Raw genomic sequence first — 17,010 nt, 5'->3', positions numbered from 1 at the left:
CCCCTGTGTATACACGAAGCCCGCATCGTTGGCAAAAGGGCATTCAATTAAGAGCGTCTTATTTAGCGTGTAGCGATAACCTGTTAGTTAATTGTTTAACGGCCATTTATCAGTTTGGTTGTTTAAAATAACATTGTTGCAATAAACACTTCTAATAACCAATAGCCATTTTTATTCTTTTGATACCGTAACAAAAGTAAAGAATTTCTGATTTCCGATGGCGTACAGGCTAGCCGAAATATCGTTATCTAACTGGTAAGGTGTATGTTGATTAGTGATGGTCAAACGATACTGATAAGGTCCCTTAGCGCGAACCTTACTGTTAGAAACCCCTTTAAGTTTATGACCATAATATAAATACATTACATTTCCTCTAACAACTGAACGATTTATCTTGGCATAACTGGTTGGAACGGTTTGCTTTTGGTAAGCACTTATGATGTTTTCAGCAGCTCGCCGATTAGTATACTTATAATATTCAACATAGCCATTCGAAGTCAACTTAACAGCGTTACTATCATATGTCCCAAATTGTGAAAAACCAGTTAAACCACCCGAATATAGTACATTATTGCCATATGGGAGCATGTATCCTGGACGCTTAATTCGCACAGTATTTGCAGAATAATTAATAGCGAACGTTGGCCCGCCAACCAAACGATTGTTACCAAGTAGCTTATGTTTCAAAGTATAACTAAGATCAACACCAGTTCCATAAAGCACCTTTTTCCCATTCTTTGAACCTGTCGATTGAGAATCAATAACCGTGCCCTTAGGTATACTGATATTTGCCCGACGGGTTAACGCATCCTGATTGGTTCCTGGTTCGTTAACGTAGTAGTATATGGACGCTTTGGTATTCTTAGTTAATCTGTAGAAACGATGTTTAATGCCATATTTTTTAACGTAACTAGCGCTTACGCGTTTCACGTTACTAGCTGATGCAGAAACCACCGATAAGCTTAATATTCCAACCATGATACTAGCGACGGCTAGTAAACTAACAAACCCTTTCTTCATATGTGTCCCTCCAATTAATTACTCAAAAATCTACTGGATTACGCCTAGAATTGCCACTTTCTTAGTTGTTAATCCTGTAAGTGCCGACCGCAACGAAACGGCGGGATTATCAGCTTTCAAGTTTCAGTTATTAACAAAGGCTGTCGGTTTATTTCTCTTTTGCAAGCATTAAGCCGGCAAACTTTTCTCCAGAATATACTGAAGACTTTGTTTGCTCATAATAGATACCGATTTTATATCCAGTTAAAGATTCGCGCTTTTGAGTAGTATACCCAGCCTCATCAAGGGCACGCTTAATAGCGGTCAATTTTTGTTGGTCAGTCGTCTGATTTGAATATGAATGATAAAAACTATCGTTCACTTTTTTATCTGTAAAAATATTAGTAAACTCTTGACGATACTTTGAATCATCAGGCCCATTAGCGACCACTTTTGATAGGTTTAACGAAAGGGCTGTATTAGGAAATAGGTTTAAGACTTGACGTGTCAATGATTGAGATGGCGATTGATTAAGATAGTTTTGATAGTCCTCATCATTTAAAAAGCCGGTAATATCTAAGTTGTTCCATACTTTGTAATTTGGATTATAGCCAGCTTTTAGATAGCCACGCCATACATATCCCTGAGCATTAGACTTCCCGTTGGGGGTTGCTGCCCCAACGTAATAGTAGACGCTTTTTTTATTATTCTTAGTCAAGATTACCGATCGACTTAAATGCCATGACGTATTTGGATAGTTCCTTAAATTATATAACTTCCGGGTATGGTTTAAATTCCAGGCATAGACATTCTTTTTAAAGTTTGTAAGGTGAAAAGGCCGACTGTCGGTATAATATTTCGTCTTAGTAACTTTGTAGGGACTCGCGGCATGGGCGCTGACTTGATCCAAACTCAAACCAACAAGCCCAAAAGCAATCAATAGTGATAGTGTGAACCATCTTTTTTTCATCGTCAACTTCCTCCATTCACTTCCTCAAAAGTTTACCGGATTACACCTAGAATTACCACTTTTTTGGTTGTTAACCAGGAAATTAACAATTGCCTGTTCTGAATGATCGTCGCCGTCAGCACCGTTAACAATTGCCGTAAGGAACCAATAACCTCGTCACCTGAACTGACGCATGAGGTGCAAGAATCCCGAACAACCCCGCAGCCAGTATAAGCACTGATCTTTTTCACCAAAAGCTTATTAACGATCTTCTTCAAATTCATCATAACTGATTCTCCATAACCGTTACTTTTCCCATACCCATTCGTTATCTCTAGTGAAAGGGGGGCATCATGAAGCTCGATGATTATGAAACACTAATTAAAAATATTTCAATTGAGTTAATGCACTACTTGATCAATCAGGGCGCTAATAAGGAGCTTGCTGAAGACGTTATTCAAGACGTCTTTGTCAAAATTCTCAAAATGGATATGATTTTGCCGCCCAACGCCATTCGGCCATATATGTACCGAATGGCCCGCAATCAATACATTGACCAATATCGTCGACAGACGCGGTTCAAGAAGCTACTCCAATCCTTTTTGATCCCTGAGGCAAGCCAACCACAACCTCTGATACCTTCTGATCGTCACGAAAAGCTTGCCAAAGTTCTGCATCAATTAGCCAAAAAGGATCGGCAGCTGCTGAAGGCAAAGTACCTTGATGGGCAGTCGATCACCCAAATTGCCCACCAAACTGGCAAAAGCCCAGCAGCAATCAAAATGCGCTTATACCGAATCCGCAAGAAATTAAGAAAGGTGTTAGGTGATGAATCAAATGAATAATGAACAATTTGAAAAAATGGCTTTTAAAGTCAAGCTAAAGCGATGGCTTATCACTATCTTGATTGTCATCGTCACCGTCCCCGTAGTCTTAGTGGTTGGCTACAAGTTCTCCCAAAGCTTGGCCGGTCGTCAAACCCAACTGCTTAACGATAAGATGGAGACTGTACAAGCAATTGCTGCCCCCAACATTCAGATCAGCGACCAAATCGTTGATGACACCTCAATTTGGGGTGGTAAAGTCATTAGCCATCAATACAAGGAAATCGACGGTTATCGCATTCCGTGGTCCACTGCGGTCGGCCAGTACAACTGGTCTTTTAACTGGATACCAAATAACAGCCTAATTGATACCACCCGGACAGCGGCCTATACTCGATTAACCCAACAAAAGGTTCCTCTTTTTTACAATAATCAGGTGCCAAATCCAAACATCAAAAAGGCCGCCGAATTACCAGCGGTCGCTAAGATGAAGGGCTATGTCGCCGAGATGGCTATCACCTTCAAGCAGCCGTTGACTTATCGTCAAATCCAGTCTCGACTGCCAAGTAATCTTCATGCCAATTGGTATTGGTTGGGAGTCGGTGGTCAAGCAGATCCCACCATCGAAGACAACCACTTTCTGGGAATCCAGTCAATTCAACGAGGCGGCAAATTAGATAATTTGAGTTATCAGGCTTTCAGAAAGTCACTCAAAAAGGTTTCCAACACGGCTTTAGACTCATACAACGGCTTTTCTTTAACGGATTATGCCCACCAGTACGCCAAGAAATATCCAACCTTGAAACAGGCTAAATTTGCTGGCATTATCTTAACCGGTAAAAGTGAAAACTTTAAACAGTTGCTTAACCAAGATTGGATTGCTGAAAGCTCTGCTGGAGCAACCATTAAACGAGTTCCCTATATTCAACCGAGTTACTAATTAAGATTCCCAGCCAAAAAGCCAACTAGCCAGGCGGTTTTGCTACCTGATTAGTTGGCTTTTTGAATGCCACATTTCTAAAATTGGGCTGTTATCCCTTAGCTACGCATCGACTTCTGCCTTTTGGTCAGCGGTCTGTTTTTTAGCATTCTCCGCTGCCAAAACTGACTTCATATAACCATCAACGTCAAACGTTCCAGCGAATTCAGCCAAATGAACCAAGTTTCTCAAGAAATCATGGGTTTTAGCTTCATAATGATATTTGAGGCCGAGGTCATAGATGTAGCCATTGATGTAATCGACTTCAGTTTGGCGATTTTTCGAGATATCTTGGTACATGGATGGGAAATGCAACGGATTGGAGACGGTGCTGACATATTTGACGGTCTCCCACTCTTCTTGGCGCGTGTTCAATAACGTAATGCCGGCCCGCTCGCAAACGTCAAAGGCTTCATCAATTAATTGAACACCTAATTTTTGTGCAACCGGCGATTGGATGTATTCGCCCATCCGAATCTTGAACATCGTGCACAGCGTGTTGATGACGGAGTTAAAGATCACTTTGGCCATCAGAGTGCCCAAGAAGTTTGTCGTCAAGTTCGGGTTAAGGCCAGCCTGGGTAAACTCATCGACAATCTTGTGGGTCATTGCATCCGGCTTTTCGGTTTCATTTGCCAAGTTCATCGAACCGGCGCCCTTTGGCCCAATGAAGTCAACGTCACCGGCTTGATTGAGGACTGTCCCAATCAAGGCCGTCCCGCCAAGCAAGCGTTCTTTAGGGAAATATTGGTTAAGCTTTTCAACGTGGCCCATCCCATTCATGCAGGTCACGACGTATTGTTTGTCGTTAAAGAAGCGGGCAGAGCGTTTCAGAAAATCCGCTAACTGATACTGTTTGGTGAACACAATTAAAACATCCGGATCACCTTGATACTCTTCTGGATAATAGACGTTCACGGGCACTAAATGCCGATTTTGACCATCACGAGAAACATAAACCCCTTTTTGGCTGCGAATCGTTTCCACTTGCTTATCCCAAGTATCGACAAAATCGACATCAAAGCCAGCTTCTTGTAATAATACGCCATAACGTAATCCCATAGCACCTGCGCCTAATACTGTATATTTCATGTTAAAATTTCCTTTCTTGGTTTGGTTATATGTAGCGGGTTACTGGTTCGTTTGAGGTTGGCGAGTGGTTGTGGTTCTGGGCAGCCGAGCTGAATGATGCGCCACCAAGCGGAAGTTTGCACCTAAGTCTTCTTGCAAACCCCAGCCCGGGATTTCCGGTCAAGAAAACTTAGGCTCCGGCTTCTAACCGCTTGGCTCCGCATACTGCACAAAAAATCGCCCCTCATCATTTCTGACAAAGGACGACATTTGGCCGCGGTACCACCTTCATAGACACATTGTGCCCACTCGTTAACTGCTCTAACGGACAAGTCCGAAGCTGGCTTACTCATCGCTCACCAACTTATAGGTTAAGCATGAAAGTCACAATCATTAATCGCTACACCATCTCTCAGCCGCCGAATGGATTTTCTGTCGAAGCAGGTTAACGAAAACTTCTTTCAAATTGATAGTTCGTATTATGAGATATTGATTAGGATTTGTCAATGGTAATTTAAAATTAAATGTGAATATTTTCTAATGCTTTTTTTAGATTCCCTTTACCATCAGCGGTTTAACCCAATGACTATCATTTAAAATTAATTAAAGCATCGACATCTCACCCCCCATAATCTCATAATTCCGATCCCCCTTAGCGCCTCAAAATTGTACAATTGAATAAAGGGATGATGCAAAGTGACGCTCAAAAATCCAATTAATCATTTATCCGTCACTAACCGCGACGACTTTCGCAGTTGGCTCAAATCAAATTACCAAACGGCAACTGAATGTTGGGTAGACGTCAAGCGTGGCGTTCCTAAAGACGCTAATCACTTTTGGTACGTTGATGCAGTCGAAGAAGCCATGTGTTTTGGCTGGATTGATAGTACCTATAAACGACTTGCCAAAGGACGGCCCGCCTCGCAGCGGTTTGTCCCTCGAAAGCCGAACAGTGCCTGGTCCGAACTCAACAAAGCCCGTTGTCGGCGTATGGAAGCATTGGGTAAAATGACGCCAGCTGGTGAACGCCTGCTGCCAGATATGGATCCTGCCCACTTTCGAATCGACCCCAGAATCAAGCGCGCGTTAAAACGACGACCTGGCGCCTGGGAATTCTTTTGCTCGTGCCCGCCGCTTTACCAACGGGTACGAGTTGATACCATCCAAATCAAAGCTAACCAGCCCAAATTATTTCGTACTAGAATGACTAAGTTTGCCAATGCCTGCCGCGATCATCGGCTGATCGGTTCATGGAACGATGGTGGCCGGCTTAGTTAAACTTCCAAATGAAAAGCCCAATGCCGATTAATAATAAATAATTAACGGCATTGGACTTCTTTTTGTTAGCTCATTTTTAAACCTGATTCATCTTTCTCATCAACCATTCCTTTCTATTTCGCCTGTTTACGTTTCGTGTAGTAAATTGTTCCAACAACCGTCACCGTTACTAGCAAGATCACGCCGATTACCACGTACAGCTTATTATCGCTATCGCCAGTTTGCGGTAATGCCTGTTTACCTGTATAACCAGCTGATGGGAGCGCCTGTGGGCTGGTAAGGCTGCTGCCGCTAGTGCCATTAGTTCCGTTAGTGCCATCACTTGCTGGGAGGGCATCGGGTTCGTCTAACGTGGCACTGGAATCGGGGGTGTCTTCATCGCTTGGCAGTGGTAACGTTGCGTCATCATCCGTTTCAATATCATTGTGATAGTTAATCTTGTCTTCGTTAAGCGTTACGGTACCGGATACATGAGTGCCAGTGTATGCCGCACCGCGTTTTGTCACGGTTGTCGTGTACCCATCGGCCTTGTAATCCTGTTCGGAGACTTCATAGCGGGCCCCCATTGGCAAGTTGAACTGGATGCTTTGGCCATGGGTTAACGTGAAGGTAGCGTTTCCGCCACTAATGTGAATCGACCCTTCACTCTCTTGACCATTGCTCGTCGTCACCGTTCGGAAGTTGCCGTCCAGTGGGTTACCAATCCCATCTACCACTTCAATGTGAAAGTTAAATGTTTTGGCCCGATCGCCCGCTTCGTTCACGAATTTATTAACCGCGAGCGATCCCATCTTAATCTCGCCTGCTTTGGTATTAGTGAACTCAACGATCCCATTTTGGTCAGCAATCATCGTGAACGGAGCTGTCATCATCCCGCTTGTCTCAAGGCCGCCATTGACCTTGTACGAAGTTACATAGCCAGCAACGAATTCTTCACCAACTGCGTAAGTGTGATCAATCGGCAAGCCGGTTAATTGTAAGGATTCTCCTGCTCGCAACGTGATCAATTCAGACTGGCCATTCGTAATGGTAACGGTCGTATTATCCGTCGTACCACTATTCTGGTGATTCTTAATGGCTTGGTAAGTGCCACTTGCGCCAGAGTAGATTCTGAAGCGGAAGTCTTGATTCCTATCAGCGGCCGTGATGCCATCCCCGGCAAGGGCCTTGCTGATCTTTAAGTTAGCCGTGGCTGGTTTTTGCTTGGCGTTGGTGAATAGAACTGGGGTGGTTTGCTGGTCTTGGATCTCAAACTTACTAGTCTGTTTACCATCATAGGTCTTCGTATCATTGACTACCCAGCTTGTCTTGAAATCAGTCGCCCCTAATTCCGTTACCGAGAAATCCGTATCAAGTGGTAATCCAGAAATGATTAACCGTTCCTTGTCCTTCAATTGAATCGTGGTTGACCTATCATTTCTCAATTGGATATCAAGTAATTGTACTGAACCACTTTGAGTAAACTTGGTTGCTTTGAACTCGCCGCTAATTGCCGAGTGAATCTGGAAGTCAAATGTCTGATCCTCATCAGCTTCGGTAATTCCAGTGCCAGCCAGTTCCTTTTGAATTTGGAGCGAACCGCTAGCTGGTTTGTGCTTGGCGTTAACAAACTCAACTGGGGTCATTTTACCGTGAAGTTCAAAGTTTGTCGTCTTGTTCGTATTCATCAGTTGAGCGCCATTCAGGATGTGGCTAATTTCAAAATTCTCAGCACTATCTTTGATTTCTTCAACGTTGAATTTCACATTGAGCGGTAAGCCACTGATTGTTAAGAATTCTTTGTGACGAAGGGTGATGGTACTCTTCGTCTGACCAGTTTCATCATCAGTTACAAACTTCACCTTAACATTTTCCTTGGTTCCATCCGCGTTCTGTTTCACCGCATCGTAACCTTCGGAATTCAATTTGCCTTCAAACTCAACAACGTTAATGTCGAACTTGAATTGATGAGCCTCGTCTCCTTCCTTAAGCCCATCACCCATGATCGTCTTTCGAATCATCAATGAACTTGCATCTTTGCTGTTAACGAAGAGAACTGAAGACTTTTTGTCATCCTTCATAGCAATTGGGATAGTCTTCTTACCCTCATGACTACCAGTCCCGTCAATCTTATACGCTGTCTGAAAGTCTTCACCATTAACCTCTTGTACAATATATTTCGAATTGGTTGGCAATCCAGAAATAATCAGTTTTTCATTGTCTTTAAGTTCAATCGTAGCCGACTCACCGTTCGTAAAGTGAATTGTTCCGGGATCTTCTTGACTATAATCATCAACTTTCACGTAATTATAGTTACCATCAACTGATTTATCAGTTATCACTTTGAATTGGAAAGCCTTGTTTCGGTCAGCATCTGTGATTCCCTTACCTGACAGTAACTTCGCAATTTCAAGTGAGGCTCCTTCACGAGTATTGATGAAGTCGACGGTTGTTGATTGATTGTGCAGAATGGTTATTTCAGGAGTGGCATTTCCGATCGTTTCACTTAAACCATTTAACTTATATGAAACATCGTATTCAAATCCTTCAGTTTTGATTTCCTCAATTTTATATGAGTATTCATCTGATAAACCGATGATATTAATTGACTCTTCATCTTTCAGTGTGAGGCCTTCAGCAACACCATCAGTAAATTTAACTTCTGATTTTGTAGTACCTGTATTGGTATACTTCCATGCATTGAAAGTATCGTTCAAGACGCTACTACCCTTCAATGCGGTTGCCAAAATCTCAAACTTAAATTCCGTTGACTTGTCACTTTCCTTAATGCCGGCACCTGCCAGATGCTTACTAATTTTCAAACTTACATTCTTCTTAGTGTTGATGAATTTAACCTTTGAAAGTTTCTCCTCACTTGTCTTAAAAGGTTCTGTTTTATTAGTTTGAACTTCAGAACCACCATTTAAGATATGACTTGAAATATAACCAAAGGCATTTGTTTCAGCAATCACAACTTTAGTTCCTGCCGGAAGCCCTAAAATGGTCATCTTTTGATCACGTTTAAGTTGTAATCGAGTGGTCTCTTTATCATCGACCTTTGCAACTTTGCCATCTTCAAACTCAATGAATCCGGTTTTTACCTCACCGTTGGTTGATTCAAGTTTGTATTGAGTTTTCATAGAAATCATTTGGTTATCTTGACCCGTTGCTGTTATCGCAAAGTTAAACGTTTTTTTGTAATCAGATGAACTGAGATTATTACCTGCAAGTCCCTTTTCAATTTCTACAGCCGTTCCTGGTACATGGTTGTTAAAAATGAGTGGTGGAAGGCATGATTGACCACAATCTCCTTCACCAGTCACAATCTGATGTTGATGGCCAGACTCATTATGATCACCATATTGGTGACTCACTTCGTAGCCATCACGAGTCTTTTCCTCAATATTAATTTTCAGGCCCTTCGGTGTAAAGACAGTCAGCGATTCATTTACCTTAATGGATTTGGTCGTGCTGTACGTCTCACCATCTTCATCCTTAGTAAACGTCAGATTAAATTCTTCAAGATCACCACTCTTGATTGCTCGGAAATTCTTTTTCTCGCCCCAATCAGGTTGAGGGTTCTTAATCGTTAATTTAAACTCGAAATTTTTATCCTTCGGAGGCACCACACCACTGACAGTCTTCTTAACTTTGAAGGAAACCAGTTCTGGTGGCAAGTTTCTAAACAGAATTGCGTTGCGACTACCTTTACGGTTAAGCGTCAAATATGCTTCATTGCCTTCACGTTCGTAATCACCATCAACCTGATGATAAACATCCCAATCCCAACCGGGCTCCTCTGGAAATTCTAGCTCCGTTACTTTAAATTCGGTTGCTTCAATTGGTAAACCGGTGATGACAAATTTTTGACCATGCTGCAGTGGGATGTTGTAAGGATCTTTATTTTGACCATCTATTTTTGCCTTGCCATCTTCATCAAAAATAATTTTATATTTTGTGATCGTATTCCCGCTGTTAACATTCACAACAGACGCGTTGTATTTTTTATCATCTTCATCTTGCTTGCTAGAAACAGCTTCTTTAGTTTCCTTATTACCAGCTTCAATATTAAACAGGAAGTTATCTTCAGACTGTGTTGCACTAACTCTCTTCTCAAATTCAAACGAATTTTCTTTCTGTTCGTTGATGAACTTCAGATGTCTTCCATCCGTGTTAATTGGTCCAACATAGTGGTAATCACCATCCCCATCCGATTTGGAAGGCGCTTTACCGTGGTTATGGCCGTCAATTGTGTACCTCGTATACTTATACGTGTCGTCTTGCCGTTCATATACTTTAAACTGCACATTCTTCGGCAGTTTAATGCCATGGTAATTTTCGCCGTCGCGAAGTTGGATAGCTTCAGTACTACCATTAATGGTAATCTTGGTCGCCTTACCACTACTGAAATGGAATGTCACCTTTGTATCGCTTCCACCAGCATGTTTCCAGCCCTCGATATCTCCAGAGAAGGTTTCATCTCTGTTGCCATCCTTGTCCATTGCTTCAAGGTAGAAATCAAACTGCTTATCCTGATCATTTGCAGTGTTCGGCCCTTTAATTGTCTTGGAGAAGGAGAATTCGCCAGGCTCGATGGCATTGGTGAAAGTGGCAATCGTGTTATCGGTCTCTTCGCCCTGTTGGAGTTTGAACGGGTTGGTTTCTTTTCCTCTAAGTCTAATAGATGAGTTGCTAGAAATATTTTCTAACTGGTGAATCGTGTCATACTTCTCGGCATCCAACTCTGTGATTTTGAAATGCTGATTCTGCGGCAAGCCAGAAATTTTGAGCTGTTGACCATCCTTAATTGCTGGCAGTCCAGTGGCAGTTCCGCTTTTGAAGGTCACTGTGCCTTTAACGTCATTATTGTTTTCATCTAGTACAGGTTTACCTTCTTTATCAAATACAGCATATTCAAAGTCGCCATTGAAATCTTCATTAACTGCTGATAATCCATTGGTTGCTTTAACGTCAAAGGTGAACTCATCATTTGAAGTGTCCAGGCCATGACTGTTGACTTCCTTTTTGATGATTAAGTCACCGTCGTATGGGTTGGCTACTTCGAGAACGTAGACAGTCTTATCTTTTTCGACATCAGCCATTGTAAACGATCCGGATTCATATTGTGTGAACCGGCCACTCAGCCCTTCCGTCTCGACAATCCGATACGTTCCTTTGGCGGTGAGATCCATAAAGGTTGCCGTGCCATCCTTACCTGTTTTTAATTTATAGACTTCTGGGCTGCCCTCGCCCTGATCAGCCGGTGTCATGACATCTTGCCATTTGCCCTCCGTACCCATTTTCTGAAGCTTAAACTCAACTCCTTCAAGCGGATCGCTGGTTATATCATCTCGTTTGATGACGTTCACACTAAAGTGCTTAATATTACCCCAAGCGGAAATTCCTGACTCAAGAACTGTCCCTTGTGTAAACTCCTTTGTCCCAAGACTTAGAGTCACTTTATTTTCGAAGTCAGCACCGGTTGTATCTTGAATTTCAGTGTAGTACTGAACGATGAGTGGTCCGTTTAGCTGATACCCCTCTTTGAATTGGATAGTTAACTTATCCAATTCCGGAGAGTATTCAAGAGTATAGTTATTTGAACTGATTGGGGTACCCGGTTCGTACTCAACTTTGTGCTTTTCTTTATCTTGGGCTTTCACTCGTTTTGCTTCGTAAATCTTGACATGGTAGTCGTCCTGTTGTGCTCTTAAATGATTATGCTTACCACCAGTGATCTGGTCAACCAATTGGATTGGACCAGTAAACTCTTTTTCTTCGCCATTTATTAAAACATTCCATTTGATAGCCGTAATGTCTCGGCCGTTATCATTGATGATTTCTTTCTGGCCACTTTTATCTAATAAATAGCCTGCATCGATATAGTACGTTTGGGCTGACGCCTTTAGTTCCTTACTGGTTATTCCAGACGCAGAGACATTATTATTAAATAACCACTCCTTTAAGTGTTCATAGTTCTCTTTAGAATCAAGCGATAAGCTTTCTACATTTGTGCTGTAGTCTAAAGTGATAACGTTGTAGCCTTCGTCTTTAATGAATTGTTTTCCTTTATCAGTTAACTCAATTTGAAGTTCAAAACTTGTTTGAGTTAAGTTCTTAAAGGATAAGGTGTAAAAGTCATCCGTGTTTTCTGCATATTTTTCGACCTGGTCCCCTTTTTCGTTTAGTTTGCCAAATGATACCTTGATATTTTTGGCTGGGTCATTTTGATCATAATCAATACTTTGCAATTGTTTTCGCTCGGTTTCAGGTTTATCATTTTTGTAGCTGATTATAGAATCGCCTTCACCAAAATTATCAGTAACTGTGAATTTACCAGCAGCGTCTAAATAATCTTTGAAGTTGAAGCTGGATGTCCAGTGGATTTGACGATTACTCTTTGAATTACTGAAATCTTCTGATAACGTACCGACTTTGGAAATGTTTTCTCGAACTAGTTTAGGCAATGCAACGGAGGCACAAACTTTATCGATCTCTTTTTCGCCGTATTCTATATCAGCACAATTTCTAATATTCCAAACAGTATTTTTAGCCGTTGCTAACGCTTCTTTGTTAATTGGTACTTGCTTCAGTTCAATCTTAAAATTTTTAGTACTCATTTTAGGCGGTGAACTCTTAATAGACAACTTAAAGTCATTGCTATCTTTTATTTTTTGGATTATAAACGCTGACTCATCGCTGTCTTTCCAATTATATTCAACACCTTGGTGGGGACCATCCCAGACATCTTCGAGCGTTACTTCTTGTTTCAAATAGCCTGCCCCATTATTAGCATAAATTTGAATATAATTAGCAATGTTAAAACCCTCTTTCTTAGCATTTTCCCGAATTGTTTCGTGGAACTCGCTGAAATTCAAATAATCGTTAGTCGTCCCTTCGGCGGGCTCCGTAATCACAATCGGAAATTTGACGTTCCGATCGAATTTGTTAACTTCAAATGTCCAATCAGTAGTAAAGTCAGTCCAATTAGCACCAGAGCTTGTCTTTACATTGAATTTGGGATCCTCAACCGACTCAAATTTACTTGTCCCTTTCCACGTAACTGTGTTGGTTAGATCCTTGTAGTTTTCATCTTTAATACTGCTAGGATCTTTAGGGGTAACCTCGTAAGACAACTCATAGGTGATCGGGTTATTTTCAGCCACATTTTCTTTTATTTTTTCCTTAAATTGTGCAGAGAAGCTTGCCTTTCCAGTGTCACTTGAATCATTATTAGTAAATTTAAAGGTAACATAATCATTAATGCTTGCCTCATTTTCCATCGGTTCTAACACAAACGACTCGTTTACATACTTAAATAATTCTGATCCCAATGTATCTGTCATCACGAGATTTTTAATATCATCTGCGTCATATACAGTAAACCTCACAGTATATTTTACATTGCCACCTTTAACAATCTCGGCCTTTTTATTCAGCATTCTGCGATCATTGCTCACCTTAGCTTGTGCCCAAGGTCCATTATTTCCAGTATCATTTCCATTCTTCCAGAAGGATACTTGGATTTTATTGACATATTCATTGTAATTAACAAAATCAGTAATGTCCGCAATTACATCAACTTGGATAGCTTTTATTTTCTTGCTTTCTCCAAGTAGCTCACTTGCAATGAACTTAAAATTGGCTCTTTGAGCAATCTGGCTATTCCCAACAACCTTTTTATACATAGTCTGGTCAGTATCACTACTCGATATAGTCACGGTTTTCCCTTCATTTGGCGTAATCGTAAATTTGTACGTCGCCCCCTGAAAATCATACCCCGCACCAAATTCATCTTGTAAAGTTACTTCATCTAGGGCATCCTCTGTTTCAAAATTGGCCGTCCAATGTAACTTACTGTAGTCAGTAATTTGGACTCCCTGTTCATTTTCGTCAGTTTTGTACTTCCCAGCCTTCTTAAGGTCAAGTTTTCCTTTTTCAACTGTAATTTTATGCTCGTCACTAGCAATTTCACCGAAGCTAAAAGTTTCAGCATCTTGTGATAAAGTTGTTTTCGCGCTTGCACCATATTCAATCCGATTTTCTCCGGTGTCCACTCCTGGTGTAAAGTCGATCTTAACTTCTTGAATATCATCTTCACCCGTTTTCGAGATAGTGAATTTTCCAATTGTCTTGCCATTAGGTGTTTTTATATCCGTGCTATCACTATTGCCGTTTTTATATGCATACTCAAATCCCTTAATTTGGAAAGTATAGTAATCCCCATCTTGAATTACTGGATTCAATTTATTAAGTTCATTAATACTTTGAGTATTCCAGCTCCAGTTGATTGTGATTTCCTTACTATTTCTGAAAGATGCTGGAATAGAGACACTATCATTGAGGGTTCCATCAATAAACTGTTTATTGCCCTCATCATCCGTTAATTGGATCGTGTCAAAAAAGTAATTTAGTTTGCCGAGGTTGCGTGACCCGTTTTTGTCACGAAAAACTCCGTTCACCGGAAGAGTTGATCTTAACGATTCTCCACTTGCCCCATCCGCATCATCATCATCATCATCCCCCGCCAACGCCTTCTTAGCAACGTCCACACTTGCTAAAGAAGAATCGCCGGGAGTTTGGCTTTCTTTATTGTTACCGGAACTTCTTTGGATACCACTATTGTTCTGATTAGTACTTTGAGAATTCCGAGCATCCTTTTCAGCGGCCTTCTTCAAATTTTCAACCGCTTTTCGACTCTTCTCTTCAGCGGCTTTTTGATCTGCTTCCCGTTTTTCCTTCACAAATTCTTTGGCCTTATCACTGTCAGATTGTTCTGGTTCTTCAATCTCGTCAGCCTGAGAAGAATTTGCGTTAATTTCATTTTTTTTGGACTCTGCTTGAACTGGCTGCTCAGCTGAATCCTTTGAGGTTATTTCCTTTTTTTCTGCTTGGCTCTCTTTAGCTTCGGTTTCTTTCTTCTTATCCTCCCGTTCCTTTGCCGTCTGCTTTTGAGCTTCTTCGGCCTGCTTTGCCGCTTCAACCTGGTCACTGGCTGCTTCATCCTGTTCCGCTTCGGCTAACACCTTATTCACCAAATTATCGTCTTGTAAGTTGCCATCGACTTTCTTACTGCTAGTGTTGTCTCTGGCCCCCTTGGCATCTCGACTCACCACCGTCAACGTCGGCAACTTCATTTCCTTTTCGTCAACTGCCACGGTCAATTCACGCCGATCAACTGGCCTATTGAACTTAACCGGCAAGACCACTTCCAAATCGGTCTTATCAATCGCATGACGCCATTCGATCGTCGAATCCTTACCATCGATATCTACGACCACTTTAGTGCTGTCATTCTTAAACTTGTATTTACCCTTCTTAATCTTTAAAACATCTTCATCATAGTCAAAAGCCACCTTGCCCGACCGTGACAGTGACCCGACCGTTGCGTCAAAGGCTAAGTTTGCCTTATCGCCAACTTTAGCATTCGTTACTAATTGTCGTTTATCGTCAATTAACTTGGCATTTTTAACTGCAATTTCATCGGTTGCCACCACATCGGCCACTGCTGCCCCTGCGGTGTAAAAGTTACCGAACACTAGGGTCAAAACGCCAATGAATTGTACGATAAATCCCTTCTTTAATAATTTCATAATTTTCCCTCCACAAATTCTAACAATTACCTTTATCTTATTAACAAAATAAGATTATCAATAAAATTAGGCGAATTTAAAAAGAAATTGTGAATTTTTATATTTGATAATCGAAATCCCGAATATTCATTCACAAAGTGTAATATAGTCACCGAAAAATCATCTGCTTAGGCTAAATTTTAGGCGTAAAAAAACGCCATCCAACTAGTGAATGGCATAATTTATTGTGATGATTCTGTGATTTTACTTTAAGTGATCTTCAATGAATTCAATCAATGAATTGTTATTAGTACTTTTTAGTTTTGCTTTTTTAACAGCTCGAGTTATATTCCAGTTACTTGGCTTTTTGCCGACCAGCTCAGTTTCAACCGTTCTCAAATCATCGCCGGCCTCAAAAAAGGGATTAAATTTGAGATGGCGCACTTTACCATCCTCAATCGTCCAATTCATCCCCAGCTTACCTTCAGCCAGCTCCCGGTCCGCGTAGTCATAGTACCCCGGGTTATGCCCGTAATTCCACTCATCGGTCCCATAGGTTTCGGCTAGTCGCTGATCGACTTTCTGCCAATCCTCATCGGTCATGTGATAAACTTCAATATCATCTAGGGAAGGCACCTGAAAAATCTCCTTGAGCAAGTACTCCCGAAAGTCGGCCATCGTCATCCCAGCCGGCAAATAGTCCTTCAAATTGACCATCGGGCTCCGTTTGGAACGAACCCCCAAGCCCTTTTGCTTCTCAACTTGGTTTTCGGTCAACACCCGCTTGGCATTTTCAATATTAAGGTCATACATAATCGTCCCGCCGGCCGCGACACCTTGGCCACTTTTAAACATCGTCATCCCTGACCACTTCTTGCCATCTAAAACCAGGTCGCTGCTGTTGGGCTTCATTTGAACATCGAGATGTAACTTCCGCAGGGCCGCCAGCACTGGTCCGGCGAAATGCGCATAGTCACCAAAGTTTGTTGTATCAGCTGATAGAATGTTTTCAAAGATGAAATTTCCCATATCGTGATAAACGGCCCCACCGCCAGACGTTCTTCTTACCAACTGAATGTCATGGGCGTGTAAATAGTCAATGTCGACTTCAGCCCAAACGTTTTGATTGCGGCCAATGATGACTGAGGGTTGGTTGATATAAAACATCAATCCATGCCCTGGCAGCTTAAGGTCGTTCACAAAATAATTATCCAAGGATTGATTCACCCGCGCGTCGTAGCCGGGCTGCCCGTTTCTGGAAATGTCAATTAAATACATTGGCAATCGCCTCCTGCAGAATCTTAGTTCTATTGACAATTATACGTTATAATCTAGGTAAACAATACTAAGGCGTGATCG

General features: G+C 41.6%; 9 protein-coding genes. 3 read left to right on the top strand and 6 right to left on the bottom strand.

Annotated elements, in window-relative coordinates; translation table 11 throughout:
* Window positions 1-171: 171 nt before the first annotated feature.
* From YK48G_RS04955 to YK48G_RS04945, 3 genes are all read right to left on the bottom strand, one after another.
* Window positions 172-1,020, bottom strand: a complete 849-nt coding sequence (locus tag YK48G_RS04955; protein ID WP_203629618.1) for a hypothetical protein — start codon at window positions 1,018-1,020, stop codon at window positions 172-174.
* A 148-nt stretch (window positions 1,021-1,168) separates the two neighbouring features.
* Window positions 1,169-1,969 carry a hypothetical protein gene (locus YK48G_RS04950; protein WP_232365287.1) on the bottom strand — a complete coding sequence of 267 codons (801 nt, stop codon included), beginning with the start codon at window positions 1,967-1,969 and terminating at the stop codon, window positions 1,169-1,171.
* 32 nt (window positions 1,970-2,001) lie between these two features.
* Complete coding sequence (locus YK48G_RS04945) at window positions 2,002-2,235, bottom strand: hypothetical protein (RefSeq protein WP_203629617.1); 234 nt, start codon at window positions 2,233-2,235, stop codon at window positions 2,002-2,004.
* A 66-nt stretch (window positions 2,236-2,301) separates the two neighbouring features.
* Between YK48G_RS04945 and YK48G_RS04940 the strand changes: the two genes are divergently transcribed.
* The gene (locus tag YK48G_RS04940) at window positions 2,302-2,793 is read left to right on the top strand and encodes an RNA polymerase sigma factor (RefSeq protein WP_203629616.1); all 492 of its coding nucleotides are present in this window, start codon (window positions 2,302-2,304) and stop codon (window positions 2,791-2,793) included.
* Window positions 2,786-3,712: an anti sigma factor C-terminal domain-containing protein gene (locus tag YK48G_RS04935; protein ID WP_232365286.1), complete on the top strand. Its 927-nt coding sequence runs from the start codon at window positions 2,786-2,788 to the stop codon at window positions 3,710-3,712. The genes YK48G_RS04940 and YK48G_RS04935 overlap by 8 nt, the downstream gene beginning before the upstream one ends.
* 102 nt (window positions 3,713-3,814) lie before the next feature.
* Here the strand turns inward: YK48G_RS04935 and YK48G_RS04930 are convergent, their stop codons facing one another.
* Window positions 3,815-4,843: a ketopantoate reductase family protein gene (locus YK48G_RS04930; protein WP_203629614.1), complete on the bottom strand. Its 1,029-nt coding sequence runs from the start codon at window positions 4,841-4,843 to the stop codon at window positions 3,815-3,817.
* A 675-nt stretch (window positions 4,844-5,518) separates the two neighbouring features.
* On the opposite strand from YK48G_RS04930, the gene YK48G_RS04925 reads away from it, so the two are divergent.
* A complete protein-coding gene (locus YK48G_RS04925) occupies window positions 5,519-6,100 on the top strand; it encodes a YdeI/OmpD-associated family protein (protein WP_203629613.1) in 582 nt (193 codons plus the stop codon).
* Window positions 6,101-6,213: 113 nt separating this feature from the next.
* Here the strand turns inward: YK48G_RS04925 and YK48G_RS04920 are convergent, their stop codons facing one another.
* Together YK48G_RS04920 and lplA are read right to left on the bottom strand one after the other, a co-directional pair.
* The gene (locus YK48G_RS04920) at window positions 6,214-15,672 is read right to left on the bottom strand and encodes a DUF7601 domain-containing protein (RefSeq protein WP_203629612.1); all 9,459 of its coding nucleotides are present in this window, start codon (window positions 15,670-15,672) and stop codon (window positions 6,214-6,216) included.
* A gap of 243 nt (window positions 15,673-15,915) precedes the next feature.
* Complete coding sequence (gene lplA / locus YK48G_RS04915) at window positions 15,916-16,929, bottom strand: lipoate--protein ligase (RefSeq protein ID WP_203629611.1); 1,014 nt, start codon at window positions 16,927-16,929, stop codon at window positions 15,916-15,918.
* Window positions 16,930-17,010 lie beyond the last annotated feature (81 nt).

It is taken from the genome of Lentilactobacillus fungorum (genome assembly GCF_016860605.1).
Lineage (GTDB): Bacteria > Bacillota > Bacilli > Lactobacillales > Lactobacillaceae > Lentilactobacillus > Lentilactobacillus fungorum.
Note: the sequence above shows the minus strand (reverse complement) of the source record. Positions and strands in the feature narration are given on the sequence as shown.

Excerpts from the sequence above, each read along its gene's own strand:
- YK48G_RS04955 (WP_203629618.1), bottom strand. The coding sequence starts at position 1,020 with ATGAAGAAAGGGTTTGTTAGTTTACTAGCCGTCGCTAGTATCATGGTT.
- YK48G_RS04950 (WP_232365287.1), bottom strand. The coding sequence starts at position 1,969 with ATGAAAAAAAGATGGTTCACACTATCACTATTGATTGCTTTTGGGCTT.
- YK48G_RS04945 (WP_203629617.1), bottom strand. The coding sequence starts at position 2,235 with ATGATGAATTTGAAGAAGATCGTTAATAAGCTTTTGGTGAAAAAGATC.
- YK48G_RS04940 (WP_203629616.1), top strand. The coding sequence starts at position 2,302 with ATGAAGCTCGATGATTATGAAACACTAATTAAAAATATTTCAATTGAG.
- YK48G_RS04935 (WP_232365286.1), top strand. The coding sequence starts at position 2,786 with ATGAATAATGAACAATTTGAAAAAATGGCTTTTAAAGTCAAGCTAAAG.
- YK48G_RS04930 (WP_203629614.1), bottom strand. The coding sequence starts at position 4,843 with ATGAAATATACAGTATTAGGCGCAGGTGCTATGGGATTACGTTATGGC.
- YK48G_RS04920 (WP_203629612.1), bottom strand. The coding sequence starts at position 15,672 with ATGAAATTATTAAAGAAGGGATTTATCGTACAATTCATTGGCGTTTTG.
- lplA (WP_203629611.1), bottom strand. The coding sequence starts at position 16,929 with ATGTATTTAATTGACATTTCCAGAAACGGGCAGCCCGGCTACGACGCG.